We start from the raw sequence: 26,036 nt of genomic DNA on the forward strand, positions 1-26,036 counted from the left end.
TAGAGTAATCCTTCAATGGGGAAGCATGGCCGCCAGAGCAGCACGCGTACTGTGCAGCGAGAAGTGCTGCTTGATGATCTGTTGCCCATTGTCTGAGAGGCGTTGCCACACCTCCAGATCTTCATGTGCACACACTGCCTGTCTGGCCAAGTCTTCGGCATCGCGGCTGATTAAGGCATCCATACCGGAGCGCAGGTACATGCCTTCGGCTCCCTCAGGTGTCGTCACCACGGGCAGACCGTAGGCCAAGGCCTCACTGATCTTACCTTTGACACCGGCACCAAAGCGCAGCGGAGCAAGGCTGACTCGGCAGGCGTGGAGTAAAGGTGCCATCTGTGGCACATGACCGTGGAAACTGACTCCGGGACATATCATCTGCTGACTCTGTATCGCTTCAGCCAGTCCGGCACCCACCAAGTGCAACTGTGCATCAGGTAGCCGTTCACGGATGCGTGGGAAAATCTCAGACAGCAGCCAGCGAACTGCATCCACATTGGGTGGATGACGACTCCCCCCGACGAACAGAAAACCATGCCGGGACACGAACGGAGGAATCGTCTCGACCATGTCATGCATGTTCGGTACCACCTCAACACGCGCCTGCGGCAGCAATCTGCCCAAATAGTCGCGTTCAACAGGACTCACCACCCACACTAGATCAGCGCAACTGATCGCATGCAATTCATGGCGGCGCGTGATGGCCGCAGCAGCACGCAGGCCACTCAGATTGCGTAACTCGGCTTCGCGTTGCTCACGCAGGTGGTGTAAATCGACTGTATCCAAGATGCAAAGGCTGTCAGGTACGAAGGTTCGTAGTAAGGGCAACCAAGACAGGCCAAGGTGGTAACGACAAACTACAACAGCACAATAACGCTCTGGGTTGGTCAGGAGCCAGGATGGGAAGCCACCCGCAACGGCGGTGGTTGTAACGCCGATCGCACGTAATGCCATGATCTCCGCAGCGCTTGGCATGCGTTCCTGGCAGTGCAGCACCACGTTATAGCCCATGCAAACCATCAAATGCATTAAATGATGGCAGCGCAATGAGCCTGAATCGCGGTCTGGACGCGGGGGCACAGTATCAATGAGCAAAATACAGCGGGTATTGGTGGGGGTCTGCGTCGCACTGGCAGGCACAACAGCAGCAACACTGGGCGGTGCTGACTGGTCAGCAGAAACAGCAGCACGCAACTGGATCCACTGCCCGAAACGGCGGGAATACAACGCAATACGAGCACGATGTAACCGCGCGCACTGGCGTCGCCATTGAAACAATAAGTAAACACCGAGAAAACGAATAAACGGAATCCGGTCATGCTTACGTGAGACAGAGTCAACAGACATGTAGGTGTTGCGCTAGACTCCATAAAGTCCTAATTCTCACATACCCGTGGCATACCACGCAGAAGATGATTTCAACGAAGCGTCAAATGGCAACATGCCGGGCCATTCCCCCTGGTGGGGCTGGCTGATCGCTTGTGGCTTGGCAGGCTTGGCGCTTGCCATGGGCTTTCTGATCCCTTACACGCTTTACCTGAATCAGCAGGTGACCGCTCGCTTTGGTGAGCTGCGCTGGCAGATCCCAACCCGGGTCTATGCTCGCCCTTTGATGCTACAACCGGGGATGGCATTAGATGCGCGCACGTTGAAGATCGAACTGGATGCTGCATCCTATCGTGAGGACAATCACGGCGAGTTACCAGGCACTTACCAACAACAAAATGGCCGATTCACTGTCTCCAGCCGTGGCTACGTTGATGTGGATGGTGCAATACCAGCAAGCCGTCTGATCATCACGCTGAACAACAACCAAGTGTCTGCACTGCGGAATGCAGATACACGTAAACCAATCAGGCGCGGGCGACTGGATCCAGCACGGATCGCCACACTGTACGGCCAGAAGCAGGAAGAACGCCGTTTGGTCAGGTTGGAGGAAGTTCCCCAACTGCTCGTCACCGGCTTACAAGTGGTGGAAGACCGCGATTTCAAACATCACCACGGCATCGACATCACCAGCATTTTGCGCGCAGCCTGGGTGATGGTGCGTTCAGGCGGTGGCGTTCGCCAAGGTGCCAGTACCCTAACGCAACAGCTGGCGCGTAGCGGACTGCTTGGTATCGGCAAAGAACAGACGTTGCAGCGCAAATGCAACGAAATCCTGTATGCACTGATCCTGGAGGCACGCTACTCCAAGCGCGTTATCCTGGAGTCCTATCTCAATCAAGTCTACCTGGGTCAACGTGGCAGTCAGGCCGTACATGGTGTCGCAACTGGCGCGGAGTTCTGGTATGGACGTGAGCTAGGCTCGCTCACTACTGAGCAGGTCGCCCTGCTCATCGGACTGGTCAAAGGACCTTCGTACTACGATCCACGCCGTTTCCCTGATCGCGCATTGTCCCGACGCAATTTCGTGCTTGGCAAACTGCATGAAAACAAACTGATCGACGATGCTGAATACATGCGCGCCCAAGCATCGCCCCTAGGTGTCCCCAAAGAACCTGGCCTGGTTGCAGCCAACCGCTTCGTCGCGTACCTGGACCTGGTACGCCGCCAGCTTGCTCACGATTACCCAGAGAATGTGTTGCGTGGCGCAGGCATGACCGTACTTACCGGCATGTCGCCCTCAGCACAAGCCTATGCTGAGAGAGGAGTAAAAACCACGCTCAGTGCACTGGAAAAGGTCAAGGGGCTGAAACGTCCGCCACTGCAAGCCGGACTGGTACTGACGGACGTGCATAACGGCGATGTCCTGGCCGTGGTCGGTAGTCGCGATGCAACCCAATCGGGTTTCAATCGTGCCATTGAAGCGCAACGCCAGGTGGGTTCGCTGCTGAAACCGTTCGTCTATCTACTAGCACTGGCCTCACCGGATCGTTGGTCCTTGTCCAGTTGGGTAGAAGACACCCCGGTCAACATACCGCTGGCACATGGGCGCATTTGGTCGCCAAGCAACTCAGACAACATCAGCCACGGAACCGTGCGCTTGATTGATGCATTGGCACACTCTTACAACCAAGCAACAGTGCGCGTTGGCATGCAGGTCGGCCCAGAACGTGTGGCTCAATTGATTAACGTTCTGGCCGGATTAAAAGCCGACGCCAACCCATCGCTGATCCTGGGCGCAACCGACCAAAGCCCTTATGCAATGACGCAGCTCTATCAGTTCCTGGCTTCTGGGGGTGAAATCCAACCATTGCACGCAGTGCGTGGCGTACTCGATCCGCAAAACAAACTGCTCAAACGCTATGACAATACCCCGGCACCTGCACAGCCCGGTGATTCAGTCGCAGCCAACGTCATCAGTGTTGCGCTACAGGAAGTGGTCAACAGCGGTACCGCGCGGCAACTCATCATTGATGGCTTGGGTCGGCTGTCCCCTGCCGGCAAAACCGGAACCTCCAACGATGGACGTGACAGCTGGTACGCGGGCTATACCGGGAACCACTTGGCTGTCATTTGGGTCGGCAACGACCAAAACGAGCAAACTGGCCTATACGGCGCCACCGGTGCCATGCGCGTCTGGTCGAGCATCTTCTCGCAGTTACCAAGCACCAGATTACAAGTCAACGGCAAAGGACTGGATTGGCAATCAGTCGAGCCTATGGGCACTGGCACCACAGACGCAAACTGCCCAGGCGCACGCCGCTTTCCGTTTGTAACCGGCTTCGCTCCGCCTTATACAGCATGCTCTGGTGCTGGCGGAGCACCCGAAGCCGGGCATAATATCGGCTGGCGTAACTGGTTCGGGCTGGATAAGCAGAAGGGGGACCAAGCATCGCCCCCCATAACGCCTCCTCCCGATCAATCGACACAATGAAAAGATTGCATGTTCCGTTCCGCGCATTCACCGTTACCGGCATGATGGCCTTGGCCCTTACTGCCTGTATCAGCCCGCCGCAACCTGCAACACCAGCACCACCACCCGCGACACCGCCCCCTGTAGACACCCTATCCCCAGCGCAGCGTTTGGCTGCGGTAACCAAAATTGCCAGTGCCGATGACACCGAATTGTTGGTGCAACCGCTGCATGATCTACAAATTGATGACCTGCGTCAGGCTGCAAAAGCCAAACGCCAAGCAGGCAACTTGGCTGCAGCCGCTGCTGAACTTGACCACGCGCTAGAACTCGTCACCAATGATCCGGCAGTGCTGCAAGAGCGCGCTGAAATCGCCCTGCTGCAGAGCGACTGGACCGGTGCCGAACACTACGCCAAACGTGCGGTAGAACTCGGTTCAAAAACCGGCCCACTCTGTCGCCGCCACTGGGCCACGATTGAGCAGGCACGACTGGCACGCGGTGAAAAAGAAAATGCATCCTCAGCGCACACGCAGATTGGACGCTGCACCGTGCCAGGGATCAAGCGTTACTAAACCATACCGGCACGTTCAACATGCCTGGTCCACCATTGCATTGCAGCGCGCTGCTGCGCCTCTGTCCTCCGACACGATGCACCTGCTGCGTGTTTTTCCAGAGCCTTGACCGTAGCCATGTCCATGCTTTCCCGGGCTAGCATCGAAGCACTCAGCGATGGCGGCCTCCTGGCGCGCCAACTCGATAATTTTGTTCCGCGTCCGGGGCAACAACGGCTGACTGCGGCGATTGGCGAGGTTTTTGAGCAACGCAACATTCTGCTGGCTGAAGCCGGGACCGGCACCGGCAAGACCTTTGCTTACCTGGTACCGACGTTGCTGTCAGGACTGAAAACCATCATTTCCACAGGCACCCGCGCGTTACAGGAGCAGCTCTACCACCGCGATCTACCACGGGTACGCGCTGCCCTTGGGGTCGACCTGCGCAGCGCATTGCTGAAAGGCCGCACCAACTATGTCTGTAAATACCGTCTAGAGCAGACCTTTGCTGCGCCCCATTTAGGCACCGCGGAGCAAACGACGCAACTGCAACGTATCCTCACCTGGAGCGGCCGCACCCAATTCGGCGATATGGCCGAACTGGACACGTTGCCAGACGACTCACCGCTCCTACCGCTGGTCACCTCGACACTGGATAACTGCCTGGGAAAGGATTGCCCATTCTGGAATGAATGCTTTGTCGTGCAAGCACGGCAGCGTGCCCAGGCTGCGGATGTTGTCGTCGTCAATCATCATCTGCTGCTAGCTGATTTAGCACTCAAACAAGAGGGCTTCGGCGAGATATTGCCAGGCGCACAGGCATTTATCATTGACGAAGCACACCAACTCCCGGCACTGGCCGCCAACTTTTTTGGCGAGAGTTTCGGCATGCGTCCGTTACAAGAACTGGGACGCGACTGCATGGTCGAAGCACGCTCGGTCGCTGGTGCGCAGGCCGCACTGCAACACTCCGTATGGCAATTGGAGCAGGCCTTACGCACGCTGCGCGCGGCAATGGAAGGCTTACCATCACGCGGCACTCAATCGCGCCTGCTCGCTAAACCAGAGGTATGTGAGGGATTTGAAACTCTCATCACTGCGCTGACCTCGCTACACTCCCTACTGGTTCCACTGCGCAGCGCCGCAGCAGGCTTGGATGCCTGCGCCGCACGTGCCCAGGAGGCACTGTCCCGGCTGTTACGTTGGCTGGGCGGAACAGCCGAAAAAAGCGGGTTTGAGGGGGATCCCCCCCTAACAACGACGTCCTCTGGTACGAACTGACACAGCGCGGCTTTCGCTGTCAGCGCACGCCACTGGATGTCTCTGCGCAATTACAAGCACACCGTGAAACATCAATGGCCGCATGGGTGTTCACCTCAGCAACATTGGCGGTGGATGGCACATTCGAACATATCGCACGACGCCTGGGTCTGAATCATCCCATGACACTGCTGCAACCCAGTCCCTTCAATTGGGCGCGGCAAGCATTATGCTACCTGCCTCCAGGCTTACCGAATCCAGCGGCGCACGGCTTCGGAGTCGCCTTGATTGAGGCATTAATTCCGGTGTTGGAAGCTTCTTCAGGACGCGCTTTTTTGCTGTTCGCCTCACATCGTGCGTTACGCGAAGCCGCCGCAGCGCTACGTGGCGGGCCGTGGCCATTGTTCGTGCAGGGAGACGCGCCGCGCGCCACGCTCCTAGACCGCTTCCGAGTCTCTGGCAATGGCCTATTGCTCGGCTCAGCGAGCTTCCGCGAAGGTGTGGATGTGGCAGGGGAAGCGTTGAGCGTGGTCGTCATTGACAAGTTACCGTTTACAGCACCGGACGATCCAGTATTCGAAGCGCGTTTGGAAGCCATCCGCCAGGAAGGCGGCAACCCGTTTTTTGACGAACAATTGCCCCAAGCGGTCATTGCACTGAAGCAAGGCGTTGGCCGACTCATTCGTAGCGAGTCTGATCGCGGTGTGCTGGCGCTGTGTGACCCGAGACTGCTGTCCAAAAGCTACGGACGGATCTTTCTAGATTCGCTGCCCTCATTCCCGCAGACACGTGATATTGCTGAGGTACGCGCGTTTTTCAACGGCAGCAATACTGCTCCCACGGAATCACGGCACGATTCCCCAATTTCACACCGCCAAGCGTCCGGTGTAGACCGGATCGGATGATTTCGCACGTTTTTTCGCCTCAGCACACCAAACAATCACCCATTGCTAGATGCGCTCGTGCAAAGCATCAAGGCGTTGCAGGTGCTCCAGAAGAACCGCCGCAATCATCGCTCCACACAATCGCTCATACGATGTAGTCGTCTTATCCAAAGACAGAAGCATGGAGCACTTCAGCGATCAAGATCGAATACTCAGCGAGCACGCCAACGCCAATGCCAAGGCTCATAAACAATCCCATGTGGATTGTTGCGAGGATAACTGAGATGGAAACCGAATCGTCCAGCGTGTCTGTGCAACCAGGCAAACGCGCTGCTACCTTCAAAACTTTCCTCCACAGGCGACTCGCCAGGCATGCCAATATCCAGCGCCTCACCGCTATGGTGCTCGCTGAAACCCGGGGCCGCGTTAACAGTGAGAATCTCTTGCAATGTTTTTCCTTGGGCGAGCTTGCGCTCCAAAATACCGAACTGATACGCGTAGCTGCGATAGCCTGAAATCGCATCAAGAACAATCCCATCGCCTACAGCGGCCTGACGCATGGCATGCCAGGCACGCGCTGCATCGACCGTAAGCAATAACGGACGCTGGTAACGGTCATAGCCAGCATCGGCAAGCGTTGTGGGTTCTAACTCCATTGATAACCCCGTTGTAAGGGCGTATGTATCGGCATCAATGCCTAACGCTAACAACTTTGCCCTCAGTTCGGGCAATGGTAAGGGGTGATTGTCCTGAGTGTGTACACACCAAGACAGCATGTCAGGCGCATTAGGCGTGTCTTCGTTGGAGCTGGATACATTCATACACAGTGATGCTATTTGCTGCCTACCACGTCACACCCGTGCAACTGGGGAAAAATAGAATGGCTATGAAAAACGATTCAACGCACAACGCGATCAGCCTGGATCCTTGCCAGTGCATCGGCATAGCAGGACGGCAACATCTCAAAGCGATCCACATCAATCCCAAGATCATGCACCAACCCATTGGATAAGCTATACACCCAACCGTGCACACTCAGCGGCTGAGTACGGCTCCACGCATCACGCACGATGCTCGTGCTACAGACATTCATCACTTGCTCAAGCACATTTAGCTCGCACAACCGTGCATGCTGGTCAGCAAGTGCACCAAGTGTCTCCAAATAGGGGTTGTGCTTCTCAGCAACATCGGTCACATGACGGATCCAATTATCGACCAAGCCCAGGCGCGCTCGAGTCAAACTGGCAAGGACACCCCCACAACCATAATGCCCCACCACTAAGATGTGCTTGACCTTAAGGACATCAATTGCAAATTGAATCACCGAAAGACAATTCAAGTCAGTATGCACCACCACGTTAGCAACATTGCGGTGTACGAATACCTCCCCTGGCGCCATATCAATAATCTGGTTCGCCGGTACACGCGAATCTGAGCAGCCAATCCATAAATACTCAGGGGACTGTTGCTTGGACAGACGCGCGAAGAACTCCGGGTCCTCTTGGTTAATCCGCTCACACCAATTGCGGTTGTTTTGCAGCAAGTGCTCAAGTGAATGCATCTACGTATTGATCCCGAATGGTTTAAGTGTGCCTAAACACACATGGCGAGGATGAAAGGCACGAATGTTAGTGAATGCAGACAAGAACAGGCAAAGGAAAGATCAAGCCTATTTGCATGTGATGGTCTGGAGCGTCAGCGCATTGGTGCAATCATGTGATGACGATCTGAAATCACACGCTCCAGTTCACTGATAAATTCCGCTGCGATCACCCGCTGACTGAAACGTGCCTCTACAAAACTCGGCGCTGCTGCCGCCATCGCGGCCCGGAGTTGCGGATCACAAAATGCCAGAATCGCATTCCGCCACGCAGGCACGTCCCCGGCGGGCAGCAGCATCCCGGTCGTACCATCCTGCAATGTCTCCGCAGCACCACCCACATCACTCACAAGCACAGGCACACCGGATGCTTGCGCCTCTGCGGAGACACGTCCAAACGTCTCCGGCGACAAAGAAGGCATCGCCAGCATCGCCAACGCCTGGAAATAACGCGCCGGGTCAGTCACCCAACCCAACACACGCTGCCGCGATGCGAATCGGCTGTCGGCAACGGTGGCTGTCAAGCGCTGCACGTGCAGTCCTGTACCCATCCATAAACAGCACAAACGCGGCTCCTCCTGCATCGCCTGCTCCATTGCTTCAGCAAGGACGAACACCCCCTTCCCTTCGTGGATCCGTCCGAAGCACCCCACCACAAGGACATCCTCATCCCAACCCAACTCATGCAACATTGCTCTACGCACTCTTGGATCGGGACGTAACGCGTCAGTATCCACCGGGTTATACAACACCTGTACCCGTTCTGGGGGCATCCCTTCAGCCAAATAGTGGCGGCGCGCGTAAGCAGAGACCGCGAAGAATCGATCTGCCAAGCGCGGCACCCAATAGGTCGAAAAACGATTCATCGGTGGCAAGCGATGCCGGAACAGCACCACCGGCAAGCGGTAAAGGCGTCCCATCAACAACAAAGGCCAATACTCTTTACCAAAGTCACCCACCAACACATCGGGATGAACAAGACGCAGCACACGCGCAATTGCTAGGTAGCCACGTAGATCCATCACGTTACGGAACGTAGCAGTAAACAGCCGTATCGCCGTCTGTTGCAACTGACGTGCGATCAATCCATCCGGATGAACCAACGCCGTACTCTGGTGATTGGTCTCAGCCATCGCGCGCACTAGGCCGACAAAATGACTCTCAGCCCCCCCACCTCCACGGGACGTTCCCACAAACAACACCTTCATCCCCGACGATCCTCATAACCAGTCAATGTACGTAACGCGAACTGAGGGAGGATGTGACGGTACGATACCGGCACGCGCGGCAATGTCCACAGATGTTGGCCGGGGAAGACGCGGCCACGCCGCGTCGTGGTCGCCGCAGCATAGCCGGCATCACAGACTGCATCAATCACCGGCGGTGTCACATCACCGTATGGATAACAGAATTGGGTCACCGGCGCACCGATACACTGCTCCAAATCATCGCGGCAACCGGCGATCTCTTCATGCAATTGTGCTGCTGTACACCCACTGAGATGCGGGTGACTACGTGTATGCGCCCCCACCTCCATCCCAGCGTCATGCCATTGACGGACTTGCGCAGGACTCATCAGCGGTTTGCACACTTTGAGCCGTTCCGCATCCCACGTGTTGAAGCGAGCGAGGCTACCGCTGACAAGGTAACAAGTTGCACTGAAACCGTGCGCCTGAAGCACCGGAAGCGCCGCTTGCAGATTATCCAGATAACCATCATCCAAAGTCACCACCATGACCTTTCCTGAACGCTCACCACGGAGATACGGCATCGCGGCGGACATCGACAGACAGCAATAGCCAAGCCGGTGAAGTAGCCACATCTGGCGCGCGAATGCCGTCGGCGTCACATACAATCCGCGCAGATGTCGCACCTGCTTCGGCACTTTCGCAATGTTGTGATACATCAGAATTGGGATAGCCATCAAAATCCCAAGCGTCCATATTCAGTTGCCTGCCCGGGATGCATTCTACCCAATGTTTTTCTTGGTCTTCTGCCCTCCCCACCATGCATGACTACAAATACCAATAGATGAATGCGGGCACGTCGCTGCATCCAGGAACACAGCACTCATTGCAAATACAAGTTGATACGGTCCTCCAAATAAATTGGCCTGAAATTTGCTTTTTGCAGTGCTAATAAGATTTGGAGACATGATATGCACAATTTGCCAGCGGCTCTCCTCGCCCATTTGGAACAAGAGGCAACCGCGCTGCACAAACTGACCGAGCGTCTGATGACCGCATGTGAAGCGACGTCTACGTCGGCAGAGGACTCCCAACACTACTCAGGTGACTCCCAACACTACTCAGGTATCGAACAGTGCGACATCAATCGCTCCTGTTCAATGTCAGGCTAATTGGTCCCGTACGACGCTGACATCGGCCACTGTGAATCCAGGTACCAACATGCGCTCATGGTGTTCTGATCCATCATTAAGAAAAGAACGATTCGCGGAACAATACAGACCATTGCATCCATAACCTGACCTCGAAAAACGCGTGTAGAGCAATCACATGCAACAACGGCTGCGATGGGCTTTAGATATCACAGATACTGTGGAACTTACGGCCATATTCTTTAAATCAACGTCACGACGTTTACGCAGTGCTCGCACATTGCACTGCATATCGGGCACGCTGCGTTGCGCACTTTACAGGTAGCGTATCTGGCCCGGACCTACACCTTGAACTTGTGTTGGTCATGGTGAAGCAGCGATATCTGCACAACACAACGCTATATGTCGACTACCACAGAAGGTCGAACACACCGACCAGCAACGAGTGCAAGGGAGCGTAAAGCAAGTGAGAAGAGAATCAGAGAGAAAAAACCAACGTTTATGCCTCATCCACTATTGAGAAAAAAATTTCAAGCACTATTTTCGAGAATGACAGTGCATTGATTTCCCGTGTTCCCATGCTGCGCCGCTGACCTTGGTGGGTCACAAATCAACCAATCATCGTTAGAGTGTCGGTCCATCACGATGACCTCGGATCATCACTGCATCAACCGTCGCATCTGTGTGATCGACCTGGTGCGATCAACATTGGAACTCTCGCTCCCAAACGTTACAACACGTCCTTCATGCGTAGTGCGTCTCGAGCGCCCTAAGCATCATCGACATCTTCAGACAAGACGATGAATGAAGAAAAATAGAAAACAACACCGCACTGCTTCGGTACCGTCATAATGCAAACACCGCATGAAATAATAACGATCGTCCGAGCCTGATAGGCTTGACTCCCTTTTATTTCGCTGCAACCACAGTGATTCAGTTTAAAGATAGTTACAAACACTATGGCGCCAATGGCCGTGAGGTCACTGCGTTACAGCCTCTCAATCTAGAGATCCGTGCAGGGGAGGTCTTCGGCATTATCGGCCATTCTGGCGCAGGAAAATCGACAATGCTCCGCATGATCAACCGCTTAGAAGAACCCAGCGGCGGACATTTGCTGATCAACGGACAAGACATTACCGTACTGGATCGCATGGGGTTGCGCGCACTACGTCGCCAGATCGGCATGATTTTTCAGCACTTTAATTTGCTGTCTTCGTATACCGTCGCTGGCAACGTCGCCTTCCCACTCAAGCTTACCGGTGCATCTGATGCCAAGATCAACGCACGCGTGGCTGAGCTGCTGGCCTGGGTCGGTCTAGAAGCACATGCCAATACTTACCCGGCACAGCTATCCGGAGGACAGAAACAGCGCGTTGGCATCGCGCGTGCGCTGGCGACACGCCCGCAGATCCTGCTATGCGATGAAGTCACCAGCGCTCTGGATCCGCAAACCACCTCCACGGTGTTACAGCTACTGGCACGGATCAATCGTGAACTTGGTTTGACAATCGTGCTGATTACTCACGAGATGGATGTGATCCGCCGCATCTGCGACCGCGTCGCCGTGCTTGATACTGGACGCCTGGTCGAAATCGGATTAGTAACAGATGTCTTTCTGCATCCACAGCACCCAACCACACGCAGCTTCGTCATGGAAACTGAGCACATCGACACAAGCGCGCTGGATCAGGATTTCGCATTAGTCAAGGGCCGCATTGTGCGCCTGACCTTCATCGGAACGGACACTTACCTCCCACTGCTCGGACGTGTGGCGCGAGAAACTGGCGTGGACTACAACATTCTGTCAGGTCGTATCGACCGTATTAAAGAAACACCCTACGGACAATTGACTGTCGCGCTGTCTGGCGGCGACCCAGTCGCCGCACAGGCAGCGTTTGCTGCTGCCGGCATCCATATTGAGGAGCTACGCGCATGAATATCCCCATGATCTTTCCCTCAATCGCCGCTCCCGGTTTTTTCGTCAACCTGGACGCTGATAAGTGGGAAGACATCGGTCGCGCCACACTCGATACCCTGCTCATGGTCGGAGGTGCATTGCCACCCGCATTGGCGCTTGGTCTTCCCTTGGGAATCGCACTGTATTTATGCAACACATCGCAATTGCGCCGCCATCCCCAGGTGTACACCCTGCTGGCACTGGCAGTGAATCTATTACGCTCGGTGCCCTTTATCATTTTGATGATCACAATGATCCCAGTCACCTTGCTGATCATGGGGACCTCACTAGGCATCCGTGGTGCAATCCTGCCGCTAGTCATCGGTGCAGCACCGTTCTACGCACGCCTCGTCGAAAGCGCGCTACGCGAGGTTGATCGTGGTGTCGTCGAAGCTGCACAAGCGATGGGAGCAACCACCTGGCAACTCGTCTGGCGGGTCCTGCTACCAGAAGCACGCCCCGGTTTGATTGCTGGTGCCACAATCACCGCAATCGCGGTGGTCGGCTTTACAGCAATGGGCGGCGCAATCGGCTCGGGGGGATTGGGTGACGTCGCCTACCGCGAAGGCTATCTGCGCTCACACACAGACGTTGCTCTGGTCACTGTGATTGCACTGCTCATGGTGGTGCAATTGATACAGATGTTTGGTGATTGGTTGGTCGCACACTACAGCCGACGTTGAGCTTCAATACACATCACCAAGCAAATGTCGCAGCCATGCTTTGCTACAGTAAAGCGCGCATTTCCAACTATCTTTCATAACCGACTCTATGCAATGAAGCATTTCCTACTGTGTGTCGCCACTCTCCTCTTCGTCGGCTGCGGCCCTTCTGACAGCAACCATGATCGCCTCAGTATTGCCGCCACTGCGGTACCGCATGCTGAGATCTTGGAGTTTGTGAAGCCAACGCTGGCCAAACAAGGCATCCAACTCGACATCCGTGTATTCAACGATTACGTGCAACCCAATGACCAGGTTGCTCAAAAACAAATCGACGTTAACTACTTTCAGACCGAGCCTTATTTGCAAGCATACAACCGCAGCCGCAACACGCATCTGATCACCGTCGTTGGTGTACACATTGAGCCGTTCGGTGCCTACTCACGCCGCTATACAGCACTCGCATCACTACCCAAAGGAGCAGAAATAGCGATCCCCAACGATCCGAGTAACAACAGCCGCGCACTTATCCTACTGCACCAAGCAGGGCTGATTAAACTCAAAGATCCTAAAAACATGCTAGCGACTCAGCGCGACATCCTTGAGAATCCTAAGCTATTCAAATTCCGCGAATTAGACGCAGCCATGCTACCGCGCGTGCTTGACCAGATCGACTTGGTACTCATCAACACCAATTACGCACTGAGTGCCGGGCTGAAACCAAATCAAGATGCATTGGCAATCGAAAACAAAGACTCCCCGTATGTAAATTATCTGGTCTCACGTGAAGACAACAAAGACGACCCACGGGTACAAAAGCTAGCAAAAGCACTAACCAGCCCTGAAGTAAAACGCTTTATCGATAAAAAGTATGGCGGCGCGGTGTTACCAGCGTTCTAAATGTGTCCCAATCAGCCTGGACATTTACAAACAAGAAGACGGGCCCTGGTGGGCCCGTCTTGGTTTACGCTGTTATTGGAGAGAGATCTAAACTTTCAGAAACGCGCGCCGATGCCGAAACCCACGGACCACGGATCCAGTCTCCGATTCTGATCGAGACCCAAACTTGAAGAAAGAGCCGCCTTGCTATTGCTATTACTGAAACGCGTATAACGCGCATCAAGACGAGCAAACCAATTTGAATCAACATTCATATCTAAACCAATCGTGCCGATTGCACCGCGGAAATTGCCTAGATTCACACGATCGGTAGATCCCAGAGCAGTAAATCTAGACTTAGCTTGAGAATAACCAACACCAACAAACGGACGGAACACGTTTTGCGCCTGACCAAAGTGATACTGCGCACTCAACGCTAACGGTGTCTTTTGAGTCACATTGCCGATCTTGCCCGATGCGTCAGTCTTTGCGGTATAACTCAACTTTTTAGTAATACCCCACAGCTCGAATCCCACATTATCGTTGATGTAGTAGGTGACACTAAGCGTTGGTGCAACATCGCCACCAAACTTGACAGTATTCTGTGCTGCATTTTTCCCATTCTTTGGTTGCACGAGGGCAGCGCCGCCAACCACTGACCAATGCTTGCCGGAGGCACCACTGTTGGAAGAAGCCGTGCCCAACGCAAAGGCTGAGGTGTTAAAGGCCAGCATACTCATAGTAGCTAGGCCAATCAGTGAAATTTTACGCATAGAATCTTTCTCCTAGTTCCTTAACTGTTCATTCTCACCCTTGGAATTGGGAAGCGCAACGCTTGGCGTCCAAGTGATGAATTTTTAACAACTGTGACACTGTACACTGAAATTAGCTCGGCAAAAATATCAAATGCATCTAAAAAAACGGCACATCGTTTCATAAATAGCGCTCCATGAGGCGCCGGACGTAATTCTGCCAAGCGTTCCACTCCAAAAACGTTTGCCGCGGCATATTCAGTCAACAGTCATATCCAGTACAACAAATGTGAGCAGCTTCGCTTCAAACACCCCTTCAAACACCCCTTCTTCATCATCTCCGTGTATCCGTAGCCGTCGTTCAGCTACAGGGGTTACTTCATTCGGCCCCTGTTCCAACGATACCCGCCATCTGAAATCAGGTACCGCACTTTAGTTTAGATTTCAGACAAAAAGCGAATACAGCCCAACCGCACACTTATCCACGATGAGATGACGGGAAAATCAACATCATTACTATGACTCCACCTACGAACGAGCCACCCAACGAAGTCCAAGCCACGTTCTAAGACACTGTAAAAAAGAACATATACACGCCATAAAAATCAAAAAACAGAAAAAGCAACCGCTTTCTGCAACCCTGCCCCTAACATCGTCGCCAGCCCCCATGACCGGCAATAACGCCTCAATACAGCACCCAACGCAAACCATGAGTTAAATCAGCAAACGCACTGCAACCACACTGAGCACCCACACGACGCAACACCGGACACGCATGCAAAAAGAAATGCCTTCTACTTACTAAAAAAATGCGGACCGACACCGAAGCTCATTTTTGACATCATTACCCACTGCTTGGCGCTGCACCCTGAGCCAGCCACAATAGACACCCCTATTGTTTATAGCCGGAGTACTGTAATGACCGAAATCAAGGAAGCTTTTGTCCCCGATATCGGTGACTACAGCAACGTCCCAGTGATTGAAGTGCTAGTCGCTGTTGGCGATACCGTCTCCAAGGGCCAAAGTTTGATCACCTTGGAATCTGACAAAGCAACCATGGAAGTACCTTCGTCAACAGCCGGTATCATCAAAGAAATAAAAGTGAAGGTTGGCGATACCTTATCCCAAGGCCATGTCGTCGCATTAATCGAAGTCTCCGAAGAGACTGCCGAAGTCACCACACCCATGACCGTTAACACGCCAACCACGCGTGCTCACAACACTGCACATCCAGAAGACGAAGGCAGCTTAATCGAAGTGCGTGTCCCTGATATTGGCGATTACACCAACGTCCCAGTGATTGAAGTCCTGGTCGCTGTTGGCGATACCGTCTCCAAGGACCAAAGTCTAATCACCTTAGAATCTGACAAAGCAACCTTGGAAGTGCCCTCCTCCGCCACCGGTGTCATCAAACAACTCAAGGTCAACATTGGAGACACCTTGTCGCAAGGCGATATCGTCGTTGTGCTTCAAAGCGCAGAGAGCACCCCACTCACTCCAACCACAAACAAACCAGCATTGCCACCCAATTCCAGCCCTGCAGGGGATGCCATCTCCGCCCCAGCATCCCCTGCAGGGACACAGAGCACCCCACCGATCACCTTCGACGCCAACACCGTGCTACCGTCCAAGGTCCCCTATGCCAGCCCCGCCGTACGCCTGCTTGCACGCCAGTTAGACGTGGACCTGAGCCGCATCAAAGGCAGCGAGAAAAATGGACGCATTACCCGCGAAGACGTACAGAAATTCGTCAACACCACCTTAGGTACTGGTATGGCTGAAGGCAGAACACCCTCCGCTTCAATCACCACAAATGGTGGCCTCAACTTACTCCCTTGGCCGAATGTGGATTTCAGCAAATTCGGCGAAATTGAAACCCAGCCTTTATCTCGGATCAAAAAGATTTCCGGTGCCAATCTTGCCCGCAATTGGGCGATGATCCCGCACGTCACCCAATTTGATCAGGCCGACATCACCCAACTGGAAGCCCTGCGCGTACAAATCAATAAAGAGAATGCCGCATCCAACAAGAACGGAACCGGCATTAAACTGACTGTTCTGGCTTTCCTTATCAAAGCAAGCGCCTCAGCACTGAAAAAATTTCCAACATTCAACGCCTCCCTTGATGCCACTGGCGAAACGCTCACACTCAAAAAATACTTCCATATCGGTTTCGCCGCCGACACACCAAACGGACTCGTCGTCCCGGTGATCCGCAACGTAGACCAAAAAGGCATCGTAGAGATCGCACAAGAAACCAGCGATCTCGCCAAAAAAGCACGCGATGGCAAACTCACCCCAGCAGACATGAGCGGTGGTTGCTTCTCCATCAGCTCACTCGGTGGCATCGGAGGTACCGCATTCACACCCATTATCAACGCACCTGAAGTAGCGATCCTGGGTGTCTCCAAATCCCTCATCCAACCCATCTGGGATGGCACACAATTCGCACCTAAAATGCTGTTGCCGCTGTCACTAAGCTACGATCACCGCGTCATTGATGGTGCCTTGGCCGCACACTTCACCACTTATCTCAGCCAGATACTCGCCGACATGCGGCGCGTACTGCTGTGACAAAGACGCTGACCAACACAAACCACCGAGCGACAGGAGACACCTATGACGGTGATTGAAATCAAAGTTCCCGATATCGGCGATTACAGCAAGGTCCCAGTCATCGAAGTGCTGGTTACCGTTGGCGACCACTTGGTCAAAAACCAAGGGATCCTCACACTAGAATCAGACAAAGCCACCTTGGAAGTGCCATCGATGAATAATGGCATTGTCAAAGAACTGAAAGTCAACGTCGGCGATTTGCTTTCACAAGGCGACGTGATCCTCCTGCTGGAGACCGAAGACACCACCGCCCCCCCTCACCAAGCAACGCGGCGACATCCGACACCACCTCACCGCCCCCGCCATCCCCCCAACCAGCCGCTTCCAAGCCGACAGCACCCGATCAACAACACTCCGACATCAAGTGCCGCATGGTCGTACTCGGTGCCGGTCCCGGCGGCTACACCGCAGCATTCCGCGCCGCTGACCTCGGCTTGGATACAGTGCTCGTTGAACGCTATCCCAACCTAGGTGGCGTCTGCCTCAATGTCGGCTGCATTCCTTCCAAAGCATTACTGCACGCAGCCGCCGTCATCGACGAAGCTGCACATGCCAGCACCTTTGGAATTGATTTTGGCAAACCCAAAATCACCCTAGACACACTGCGCGAATACAAACAAAACGTAGTCAACAAACTGACTGCCGGCTTGGCCGGGATGGCCAAACAACGCAAGGTACGCACCGTCACCGGCATCGCGCACTTCGTCTCTCCCAACACACTGGACATTACCGCTGCTGACGGCAGCACCCAACGACTCCATTTCCAACAATGCATCATTGCTACCGGCTCACACCCAGTGAAGCTACCAAACTTCCCTTGGGACGACCCGCGCATCATGGACTCCACTGACGCACTGGAACTGGCCGAAGTGCCAAAAAAACTGCTTGTCGTTGGTGGCGGCATCATCGGCCTAGAAATGGCTACCGTGTACAACGCCCTGGGCAGCCACGTCACCATTGTCGAATTCATGGACCAGATCATCCCCGGCACCGACAAAGATCTAGTGAAGCCACTGGCGGACCGCATGAAAAAACAGGGCATTGAAATACACCTGAACACCAAAGCAAGCCACGTCAAAGCCGACAAAAAAGGCATCACCGTCTCATTCGAAGCACCCACCCAAGGCACACAACCCGCATTAAAAACATCGACCTATGATCGCGTCCTTGTTGCCGTCGGCCGTACACCGACAGGCAACAACATCGGCGCTGAAAAAGCAGGCGTCAACGTCACCGAACGCGGCTTCATCCCGGTTGATCGCCAAATGCGCAGCAACGTACCCCATATCTTTGCCATTGGAGACATTGTTGGTAACCCAATGCTGGCGCACAAAGCCACACATGAAGGCAAACTGGCCGCCGAAGTCGCCGCTGCTGAAACAGAATCAGGCAAACATCGGGAATGGGTTGCCCGCGTGATCCCATCCGTGGCCTACACCAACCCGGAAATTGCCTGGATCGGTATCACTGAAACCGAAGCCAAAGCGAAAGGACTCAACATCGGCGTCGCCAAATTCCCCTGGGTTGCCAGCGGTCGCGCCATAGGCATCGGACGCACTGAAGGCTTCACTAAACTCATCTTCGACGAAGACACACACCGCATCATTGGCGGAGCGATCGTCGGCGTCCACGCAGGCGACCTCTTGGCTGAAATCGGACTCGCCATCGAAATGGGTGCCGAAGCCGAAGACATCAGCCACACAATCCACGCACACCCCACACTGAGCGAATCGATTGCCATGAGCGCCGAAGTCTACGACGGCACCATCACCGACTTGTATCTCCCCAAAAAATCCGCTACTTCAGCAAAGTAAAGCAACATAGCCAACTAGCCTATCGACATTCAGACAACACCATCCAGTGTAGCCAGCGCTGAACTGGATGCTACGGTCACCGTACAACATAGGAAATGCATGTTTTATTTATAAAAATAAATAATTTATATTGGATTTCAACTCAGCAATGAGTGAAATTACTAATTATTCTTTTCAGCGGATTTTTAATGGAAATTAGTAATTGCGGAGCGGAAATTAGGGTTCTGTGTGAATCGCTTTCAGATGCTAAACAATAGCGGACCGTTTACTCAAAACACTATCAAGAATTGCGTTCTAGTCCACATTGGAGATAGCAACAAAAGTGCAATTGACCTGTTTGAAATGGTTCAATCGTTAAGGGATGTAGATTGAGTCCGGCATCTTTAACTCAGATCCAAGACAGAGTTATTAAAACGACTAAGGTGCCGGTAAAGGCACTGCTCCAGCGCCCCGCGGGTAGAGCGGCAACCGATGGCCCCGCGTCAGGCAGGATGATGGGTGATGAAGCAGGGGTGTCGTTTGTCGTTATCAGCGAAAGCACCAGCAGGCTGTAAGACTCTTGGGGTAACAGACACATATGGGTCGAGATGGTGACGGACACAACGTTAGAGATTGACCACATTTCCATTGATGTCATTGAGTACTTCGACCAAAGTGGAATTCCGTCTCAATAACAGCACAGCAACGCCAGTAACGACATTCGCGCCCCACATCAGGGCAAACCACAAACGCCCATTGAAACACTATGAACGCTTCGCGTCACAAGCATCACTCCCACAATGCTCGATCTCAATTTGCAACGTCACATGCTCAATACTAAAGCGCTCATGCAGCAACTCCTGCAATGTGCGACGCAACGCATCCGGTGCAGTGCCTTGGATTGCCACCACATGCGCCGTCAGCAACGGCTGCCTGGACCCTAATGCCCACAGATGCACATCATGGACATTGGCCACACCAGGATGATCACTAAGTGCATCACGTATGGGTGGCAACGCAAACCCCTTCGGCACCCCTTCCAACAACACATTGACAGCCTCACTTAATAGCAGCCAGGTTCGCGGCAAAACCCATAGCCCAATCAACGCAGCCAATACCGAATCCACCCAATACCAACGGGTCACATAGATCACCATCGCAGCAACGATGACAGCGACCGAACCGAGCATATCGCTCCACACCTCAAGGTAAGCCCCCTTCATACTGAGGTTCTCACCACGACCGGCATGCAACAAACGCATTACGATCAGATTGATGACCAAACCCAAGACGGCAATGACCAGCATACCGCTGGACACAATCTCCTGCGGAGCGCGCAAGCGCTGCACAGCCTCCCACAAAATGTAACCACCGACGCCAAACAGCAATACCCCGTTAACCAACGCACCAAACGCCTCTAACCGTGCATAACCATAGGTACGACGCACATCAGGCGGACGCCGACTCAGACGCACCGCGACCAATGCAATCATTAACGCAAACACGTCGGTAGCCATGTGCACCGCATCAGACAACAGCGCCAAACTACGTGTCAGCACCGCACCAATAATTTCGGCCACTAGGACACTCGCCGTAAGCCCAAGCGCCCACCACAAGGGGCGCTCGTGATGCATCCCCTTCGGTACATGCGTGTGGTCGTGTCCCATGTGACACCTCCCTATTTGCAATAGGTGTAGCTTACTTTCGACATCTGCTGAAAGGTATAACACGATGCTGCCCCTACCACATCACTGCTCTGATCCCCCCCCACGGATCGACAAGCCACATCACAACAGCACCAATAGCCCCACAACGAATCAAACACCGACACACTAAATCTGCCCTGCCCCAATGACAGACAGCCGCCGCTACATATCAACCATGCAGATCACCCAGACCTACTGCACCTGATCGTGCGGATAACCTAATCAAGAAATCCCCACTCCCTATCACCCACATTGATAAAGCAGCACAAACCACACCGAGAACATCACCACAACGAGTCACCGAAGCAACCGTTAACACACACATCAACGTGCATCATCCAGCACAACGAACATCGGACTAACGAGTAAACAAATGACCCGCCCCAATACTCACACCTTGCACTCTTCCCGCACCGCCTGAGCACGCCCCAAACCAGCCACCAGATCAACGATCAAATCCTCACTGGCCTCAATCCCCACCGACAAGCGCAACAACCCATCAGAGATACCCGCTTTAGCACGCGCCTCGGGCGTCATGGCAGCATGCGTCATCGAAGCCGGATGAGCGATCAAACTCTCAACCCCACCCAGCGACTCAGCCAGCGTGAAATAACGCAAGCCACTGACAAAAGCCCGCACCGCCTCTTCCCCACCCTGCAACTCGAAACTGAGCATGGCACCGAACCCTTTTTGCTGCCGCCCCGCCAGCACATGCCCCGGATGCGAAGCTAATCCTGGGTAATGCACGTGCTTCACCACACCATGCCCCTCCAGTAAGGCTGCAATCATCTGCGCATTCTCCTGATGCACACGCAAACGCGCATCCAGCGTGCGCACCCCCCGCAACGTCAAGAAGGCATCGAATGGCGAGCCGGTCAGACCCAGCGCATTCGCCCACCACACCAACTGCTGATAGTGCGCAACATCACGTGCCACAACAACGCCACCGACAACATCACTGTGGCCATTGATGTACTTCGTGGTCGAATGCAATACCAAGTCAGCGCCGAACTCTAAAGGACGCTGCAACACCGGAGACATAAACGTATTGTCGACCACAGTCAAAGCACCGACACGGTGCGCTGCCTCAATCACCGCACCCAAATCAGTAATACGTAACAATGGATTGGAAGGAGTTTCGATCAATACCAACTTCGGTGGTAGTGCCAATGCCTCAACCAGTGATCGTGCATCCGTCAAATCGACAGTGATCAATTCAAAATGTCCCTTTTGAGCCAACGCATTGAACAAACGCCAACTGCCACCGTAAGCATCATGTGGCACAACCAAACGATCACCCGGCCGGAGCAATGCGTGCAACACCAACGTAATCGCAGCGATCCCAGTCGCCGTAACCACACCACCGGCACCCCCCTCCAACTCCGCAAGCGCCTCGCCGAGCAGATCCCGCGTTGGATTAGCACTACGTGTGTAATCGTACTTACGCTTATGACCGAAACGTTCAAACGAGAAGTTGGATGAAAGCACAATCGGTGGCGTCACTGCCCCATGAGCAGTGTCGGAATCGATCCCAGCACGCACCGCGGAAGTGGTCACGTGACACGTGCCTTCGTGCACATCATGAATGCTCATATGGATTCTCCTATAGGACGTAGCGCTGTCGTAAGAATCGCATCAATGCGATTAGTTTCTTTTAAAAAAGCATCGTGACCGTAAGGAGAACGCAACACCCGCAAACTGCCGCACGGGCCTAAACCCTCAATCAGTGCAACAAGATCGGACAGCGGCACCAAACGATCCCCCTCAACGGCAACCACCACCGTAGGCACCACCACCTGCGTTGGGTCCACACGGTGTAAATCAATCGATTCGGACAGACGCATATAAGCGTTGACCGGAGTACACGCCACATACTGAGCGCCAACAGCGTCTAGATAATCCTCAGCCGCCACACGCACACGACCGTTGATCACTTGCGCCGCCACATCAAAACGCTCCTCAAACTCCTCGGGAGTACGGTAACTCAGCATCGCAAGCTGCCGTGCCAATGCTAAACCCTGATGCTCAGCACACTGCAACTGCCCCAACGCTACCGCACGGCGCTGCAATGCACGCCAAGCCGCTGCATAAGGGTGTGCTCGATGTGCGCCACTAACCACGATCATGCGACGTACCCGCTCTGAATGACGGATCGCAAACTGCAAACCAACAAGCGCACCATATGAATAACCGACGAAACCATACAACGTAGCAATCCCCAGCCTCTCCAACAACAGAGCAATCGCATCCGCCTGATCGGCGGTATCAATGGGCACATCAAGTTGGCCATCAGCACCTAGAAAATCGAACGAAAGCAGCCGGAAACGCTCCGGATTCAATGCACGCTCCGTACCAACCAACCCTTCAAGCCAGCCCTTCTCCGGGAAACGAGCGGTCGCAGCAATATGGCGATGTGCAGAGATACCACCAAGCACAAACACCACCGGCCCAGCAGCACAGCCAATCAACTCATAACGCAAACGCAGATCGACCCATCCGGCATGGCACATCGACAAAGGCACCATGATTTCACCGCGCACAGCAATCTGGCCATCATCGTCGGGAGTGGGCATATCAAGACAAAAAGTGAATGAGGGATTTACGGATCTCATAGCAGTCTCCAGCAAAGCAACGACCCATCGAGCTTGATAGAAAGCCAGGTGCGTCAAGCAAAGGGCACGGAGTTACCCCCTCCTTTAGCAGACGCGGAAGTCCACACTGAATTCCACATCAAACCCAGGCGCTTTACGCGCCCTACTGACTGCTTCAGCATTGCAGGGCTTATCCCGTCGGACGCTCTCAATGGCCTTCCCAAAATGCCACCCTTACACAACCATGTCAATCTCTCCATACGGATAGAGAGATATATTTTTATCTAATCAAAATTCAATGCCACTCATCACTCAAACCTTCTGCACCGACTCACACTCAACACCATGCCATCACATCTGCTCCCTGTGTCTGCTGCGGTCCTGATCGCCATGATGCCCCCTCCCTCCACTGCCCAAGACCGACCCGACTGGCGCACCACACTGTGGCCACGGACCGCCTCCCCCACCACCTCATGCATCACTGCCCCCAATTCCTGGCTGGATCTACGCCGCGATGGGGATCGCTACACCGCCCAAGCAAGCAATCCACTCGCAGGACCGGCACAAGTCAGACTAATTGCAACCGGATCAATCCCATTACATACAGCCCCCACACTCCCCATCACCGCCGTCCTGCCCCCAGGGCAGTGCATTGCACTAGCACAACTGTACCCGGGTAAAAACGGTCTGCACCAAGGCGTGGATATCCGCCTGGAGGTTGTTCCAGGAGATCCGTACGGATACGCCGATGACAGCATCTACCGTGTGCCATTCGACATCACCCCCATTCGCATTGATCAGGGCTTTGGCGGCACATTCAGCCACCACGACGTTGCCAACTACTACGCGCTAGACTTTGCCCTCCCCAAGGGCACTCCCATCTTGGCCGCACGTGCAGGACGCATCATGGAAGTTCAAACAGGCTTTCAAGAAACAGCCACCAATGGTCACCACGTTGGGGGCGGCAACCTGATTCGCATCCTGCACGAAGACGGCAGCATGGCCATATACGCACACCTGTCTGCGGACGGCATCACCGTGCATCAGGGTGACCGCGTCGCCACCGGACAATGCTTAGGATTGTCAGGCAATACCGGCTTCAGCACCGCTCCCCACTTACACTTTGCAATACAACTAAATCGCAATCTGCGCCTGGTATCCGTACCGTTCCGCATGGCAAGCCCTCTAGGAGAACTACGCTTGCCGCGGAAACAATGAAACTCCACAACCACAGAACATGGGAACCCTTCCTGCAACAACACCCGCAAAAAACTACCGCCATATGTCGCTAAAACGAACATCAGCAACCGCAGAGGCAACGCAGGAACAGCCCCAAAGATCGATAACACCATCGCCCCTTGACCATCACAAAATGCAACAACGCATCACGCATCACGCATCACGCATCACGCATCACGCATCACGCATCACGCATCAACACTCTACATAGCAACTGATCAACAGCAACTCCAATCGCTAGAAACCCCATACTGACCGTATTAACACAGCACCTGCTGCTTTTCAGTGTGACGCTGCTGCTGCACCGATATAACTCACGCCAAGCAACACCGCATTCCGGACACCACGTGATCAGCAGGCTAGGATTCAACCTCCCTCTTGAAACAATGTCTGTATTCAACTGCAATCAGCAACGGCTATTTGCAACGTGAATTGCGGTTACAACAATGGACGCTGCAATGACAGTGTGTCCGGAATAATGCGAGCACAGCGTTATCGGTATCAATGCCGCTTTCCTATTCAGAACCAACCCATCCGCTGATACACGCTTCACGGAATGAGATTACCAAGATCGCTGGTAACACAATGTTCCACACACCAACGCAAATAACAGACAACAGACATACGAGGATCGTAATCCCTATTAAGAGGCGATCTCAATATGACACCAAGGCAAAGAAAAACCCCCGCATCTTATCCTGGACACAGCGCTGCTGATCTGAGCACTCCATCTTCACCACATCACCAATACACTGAAAAAACCGACACAGCGCCGACTGTCTATGTGACCCCGATGCAAACGTGCACTATGAAAACAACCCTAACATCACTGTAAAATTAGAACGATACAAACATACCGCCGCTCACAGCTGCAATACGCATTGTGACGCAATCGGATCACTGCAGCAGATCAATGCAGCACACCGTGATCCCTTTAAAATTAAAAAAATGCAGTACACAACGACAACGATGCTCTATCACCACACACCGCACATGAGCGAACGACACTCCCACCACTTAAGCAATACCGCAACATTGCCATTGCTAGGAAACAACCGCATTAACACCATTCATCATCCCTTCTCCTTCCACAGTAAGCGGCTTAATGCCACGTCACGACATGATGAAGGGATATCGATTTTTTTCTTTACACATTCCAATTCAGCAAGCAACTCGCACACATCAACATCAGCATACGAACAGAAGCACTCGCACACTGAGGCAAGGCAACTGCAAAAACGCCGCACGCATCGTTCACTAAAACATCAAACCTCATTATCAACACTGCTGAACAACAACACGACGATACGTTTAAAATCCTGGCTCGCAAGAAAATATTGATGCAGCACTTCACTGAAGCAGGCCAATTCCGGAAAGCATTCGCATCCCCTAACACCATACGGATTGAT

General features: G+C 53.7%; 20 protein-coding genes and 2 pseudogenes. 11 read left to right on the top strand and 11 right to left on the bottom strand.

Features of this window, described 5'->3' with window-relative positions; translation table 11 throughout:
• Positions 1-12 precede the first annotated feature (12 nt).
• Positions 13-1,344 (bottom strand): glycosyltransferase, encoded by a 1,332-nt coding sequence (locus F7G16_RS09920; RefSeq protein ID WP_004088227.1) that lies wholly within the window; start codon positions 1,342-1,344, stop codon positions 13-15.
• A 94-nt stretch (positions 1,345-1,438) separates the two neighbouring features.
• Between F7G16_RS09920 and mrcB the strand changes: the two genes are divergently transcribed.
• The 3 genes and pseudogenes from mrcB to yoaA all read left to right on the top strand — a co-directional run bounded on the left by mrcB (position 1,439) and on the right by yoaA (position 6,515).
• Positions 1,439-3,817, top strand: coding sequence for a penicillin-binding protein 1B (gene mrcB / locus F7G16_RS09925; protein WP_004088225.1), 2,379 nt, complete (start codon positions 1,439-1,441; stop codon positions 3,815-3,817).
• Complete coding sequence (locus F7G16_RS09930; protein WP_004088223.1) at positions 3,814-4,371, top strand: hypothetical protein; 558 nt, start codon at positions 3,814-3,816, stop codon at positions 4,369-4,371. Before mrcB ends, F7G16_RS09930 begins: the two co-directional genes overlap by 4 nt.
• A 117-nt stretch (positions 4,372-4,488) precedes the next feature.
• A pseudogene (yoaA, locus tag F7G16_RS09935) lies at positions 4,489-6,515 on the top strand (DNA repair helicase YoaA).
• A 191-nt stretch (positions 6,516-6,706) separates the two neighbouring features.
• Here yoaA and F7G16_RS09940 read toward each other — a convergent pair.
• From F7G16_RS09940 to F7G16_RS09955, 4 genes are all read right to left on the bottom strand, one after another.
• Entirely contained in the window at positions 6,707-7,315 is a 609-nt protein-coding gene (locus F7G16_RS09940) for a M15 family metallopeptidase (RefSeq protein ID WP_004088221.1), read from the bottom strand.
• A 77-nt stretch (positions 7,316-7,392) separates the two neighbouring features.
• Positions 7,393-8,055 (bottom strand): carbonate dehydratase, encoded by a 663-nt coding sequence (gene can, locus F7G16_RS09945; protein ID WP_004088218.1) that lies wholly within the window; start codon positions 8,053-8,055, stop codon positions 7,393-7,395.
• 134 nt (positions 8,056-8,189) lie between these two features.
• Positions 8,190-9,302: a glycosyltransferase family 4 protein gene (locus tag F7G16_RS09950; RefSeq protein WP_004088215.1), complete on the bottom strand. Its 1,113-nt coding sequence runs from the start codon at positions 9,300-9,302 to the stop codon at positions 8,190-8,192.
• Positions 9,299-10,018, bottom strand: a complete 720-nt coding sequence (locus tag F7G16_RS09955; RefSeq protein WP_011098260.1) for a polysaccharide deacetylase family protein — start codon at positions 10,016-10,018, stop codon at positions 9,299-9,301. The genes F7G16_RS09950 and F7G16_RS09955 overlap by 4 nt, the downstream gene beginning before the upstream one ends.
• A 234-nt stretch (positions 10,019-10,252) precedes the next feature.
• Here F7G16_RS09955 and F7G16_RS09960 point away from each other — a divergent pair, with 234 nt between their 5' ends.
• The 4 genes from F7G16_RS09960 (at position 10,253) to F7G16_RS09975 (ending at position 13,951) form a co-directional block, all read left to right on the top strand.
• Positions 10,253-10,453 (top strand): hypothetical protein, encoded by a 201-nt coding sequence (locus F7G16_RS09960; RefSeq protein ID WP_004088209.1) that lies wholly within the window; start codon positions 10,253-10,255, stop codon positions 10,451-10,453.
• 907 nt (positions 10,454-11,360) lie between these two features.
• A complete protein-coding gene (locus F7G16_RS09965; RefSeq protein WP_011098262.1) occupies positions 11,361-12,368 on the top strand; it encodes a methionine ABC transporter ATP-binding protein in 1,008 nt (335 codons plus the stop codon).
• A gap of 11 nt (positions 12,369-12,379) precedes the next feature.
• A complete protein-coding gene (locus tag F7G16_RS09970; RefSeq protein WP_370447377.1) occupies positions 12,380-13,072 on the top strand; it encodes a methionine ABC transporter permease in 693 nt (230 codons plus the stop codon).
• Between the two features lie 93 nt (positions 13,073-13,165).
• Positions 13,166-13,951, top strand: a complete 786-nt coding sequence (locus tag F7G16_RS09975; RefSeq protein WP_004088203.1) for a MetQ/NlpA family ABC transporter substrate-binding protein — start codon at positions 13,166-13,168, stop codon at positions 13,949-13,951.
• Between the two features lie 95 nt (positions 13,952-14,046).
• Here F7G16_RS09975 and F7G16_RS09980 read toward each other — a convergent pair whose 3' ends face one another.
• Together F7G16_RS09980 and F7G16_RS09985 are read right to left on the bottom strand one after the other, a co-directional pair.
• Positions 14,047-14,703: an OmpW family outer membrane protein gene (locus F7G16_RS09980; protein ID WP_004088201.1), complete on the bottom strand. Its 657-nt coding sequence runs from the start codon at positions 14,701-14,703 to the stop codon at positions 14,047-14,049.
• 20 nt (positions 14,704-14,723) lie between these two features.
• Positions 14,724-14,948: a hypothetical protein gene (locus tag F7G16_RS09985; protein ID WP_011098263.1), complete on the bottom strand. Its 225-nt coding sequence runs from the start codon at positions 14,946-14,948 to the stop codon at positions 14,724-14,726.
• Positions 14,949-15,600: 652 nt separating this feature from the next.
• On the opposite strand from F7G16_RS09985, the gene aceF reads away from it, so the two are divergent.
• Both aceF and lpdA read left to right on the top strand, forming a co-directional pair.
• Positions 15,601-17,256: a dihydrolipoyllysine-residue acetyltransferase gene (gene aceF / locus F7G16_RS09990; RefSeq protein WP_004088199.1), complete on the top strand. Its 1,656-nt coding sequence runs from the start codon at positions 15,601-15,603 to the stop codon at positions 17,254-17,256.
• A 45-nt stretch (positions 17,257-17,301) separates the two neighbouring features.
• A pseudogene (gene lpdA / locus F7G16_RS09995) lies at positions 17,302-19,112 on the top strand (dihydrolipoyl dehydrogenase).
• 388 nt (positions 19,113-19,500) lie between these two features.
• On the opposite strand, the gene F7G16_RS10000 reads toward lpdA, so the two are convergent.
• From F7G16_RS10000 to metX, 4 genes are all read right to left on the bottom strand, one after another.
• Positions 19,501-19,689 carry a hypothetical protein gene (locus F7G16_RS10000; RefSeq protein WP_126715040.1) on the bottom strand — a complete coding sequence of 63 codons (189 nt, stop codon included), beginning with the start codon at positions 19,687-19,689 and terminating at the stop codon, positions 19,501-19,503.
• A gap of 166 nt (positions 19,690-19,855) precedes the next feature.
• On the bottom strand, positions 19,856-20,758 hold the full coding sequence (locus tag F7G16_RS10005) for a cation diffusion facilitator family transporter (RefSeq protein WP_004084369.1): 903 nt from the start codon (positions 20,756-20,758) through the stop codon (positions 19,856-19,858).
• Positions 20,759-21,187: 429 nt separating this feature from the next.
• Positions 21,188-22,390: an O-succinylhomoserine (thiol)-lyase gene (locus F7G16_RS10010; protein WP_004088196.1), complete on the bottom strand. Its 1,203-nt coding sequence runs from the start codon at positions 22,388-22,390 to the stop codon at positions 21,188-21,190.
• On the bottom strand, positions 22,387-23,409 hold the full coding sequence (gene metX, locus F7G16_RS10015; protein ID WP_012382741.1) for a homoserine O-succinyltransferase MetX: 1,023 nt from the start codon (positions 23,407-23,409) through the stop codon (positions 22,387-22,389). The genes F7G16_RS10010 and metX overlap by 4 nt, the downstream gene beginning before the upstream one ends.
• Positions 23,410-23,733: 324 nt before the next feature.
• On the opposite strand from metX, the gene F7G16_RS10020 reads away from it, so the two are divergent.
• The gene (locus tag F7G16_RS10020) at positions 23,734-24,606 is read left to right on the top strand and encodes a M23 family metallopeptidase (RefSeq protein WP_004088194.1); all 873 of its coding nucleotides are present in this window, start codon (positions 23,734-23,736) and stop codon (positions 24,604-24,606) included.
• Positions 24,607-25,428: 822 nt separating this feature from the next.
• Positions 25,429-25,968 carry a hypothetical protein gene (locus F7G16_RS10025; RefSeq protein WP_011098267.1) on the top strand — a complete coding sequence of 180 codons (540 nt, stop codon included), beginning with the start codon at positions 25,429-25,431 and terminating at the stop codon, positions 25,966-25,968.
• Positions 25,969-26,036: the final 68 nt, after the last annotated feature.

This window comes from Xylella fastidiosa, from assembly GCF_011801475.1.
GTDB classification, from domain to species: domain Bacteria; phylum Pseudomonadota; class Gammaproteobacteria; order Xanthomonadales; family Xanthomonadaceae; genus Xylella; species Xylella fastidiosa.

Excerpts from the sequence above, each read along its gene's own strand:
- F7G16_RS09920 (WP_004088227.1), bottom strand. The coding sequence starts at position 1,344 with ATGTCTGTTGACTCTGTCTCACGTAAGCATGACCGGATTCCGTTTATT.
- mrcB (WP_004088225.1), top strand. The coding sequence starts at position 1,439 with ATGCCGGGCCATTCCCCCTGGTGGGGCTGGCTGATCGCTTGTGGCTTG.
- F7G16_RS09930 (WP_004088223.1), top strand. The coding sequence starts at position 3,814 with ATGAAAAGATTGCATGTTCCGTTCCGCGCATTCACCGTTACCGGCATG.
- F7G16_RS09940 (WP_004088221.1), bottom strand. The coding sequence starts at position 7,315 with ATGAATGTATCCAGCTCCAACGAAGACACGCCTAATGCGCCTGACATG.
- can (WP_004088218.1), bottom strand. The coding sequence starts at position 8,055 with ATGCATTCACTTGAGCACTTGCTGCAAAACAACCGCAATTGGTGTGAG.
- F7G16_RS09950 (WP_004088215.1), bottom strand. The coding sequence starts at position 9,302 with ATGAAGGTGTTGTTTGTGGGAACGTCCCGTGGAGGTGGGGGGGCTGAG.
- F7G16_RS09955 (WP_011098260.1), bottom strand. The coding sequence starts at position 10,018 with ATGGCTATCCCAATTCTGATGTATCACAACATTGCGAAAGTGCCGAAG.
- F7G16_RS09960 (WP_004088209.1), top strand. The coding sequence starts at position 10,253 with ATGCACAATTTGCCAGCGGCTCTCCTCGCCCATTTGGAACAAGAGGCA.
- F7G16_RS09975 (WP_004088203.1), top strand. The coding sequence starts at position 13,166 with ATGAAGCATTTCCTACTGTGTGTCGCCACTCTCCTCTTCGTCGGCTGC.
- F7G16_RS09980 (WP_004088201.1), bottom strand. The coding sequence starts at position 14,703 with ATGCGTAAAATTTCACTGATTGGCCTAGCTACTATGAGTATGCTGGCC.
- aceF (WP_004088199.1), top strand. The coding sequence starts at position 15,601 with ATGACCGAAATCAAGGAAGCTTTTGTCCCCGATATCGGTGACTACAGC.
- F7G16_RS10000 (WP_126715040.1), bottom strand. The coding sequence starts at position 19,689 with ATGTGTCTGTTACCCCAAGAGTCTTACAGCCTGCTGGTGCTTTCGCTG.
- F7G16_RS10005 (WP_004084369.1), bottom strand. The coding sequence starts at position 20,758 with ATGGGACACGACCACACGCATGTACCGAAGGGGATGCATCACGAGCGC.
- F7G16_RS10010 (WP_004088196.1), bottom strand. The coding sequence starts at position 22,390 with ATGAGCATTCATGATGTGCACGAAGGCACGTGTCACGTGACCACTTCC.
- metX (WP_012382741.1), bottom strand. The coding sequence starts at position 23,409 with ATGAGATCCGTAAATCCCTCATTCACTTTTTGTCTTGATATGCCCACT.
- F7G16_RS10020 (WP_004088194.1), top strand. The coding sequence starts at position 23,734 with ATGCCATCACATCTGCTCCCTGTGTCTGCTGCGGTCCTGATCGCCATG.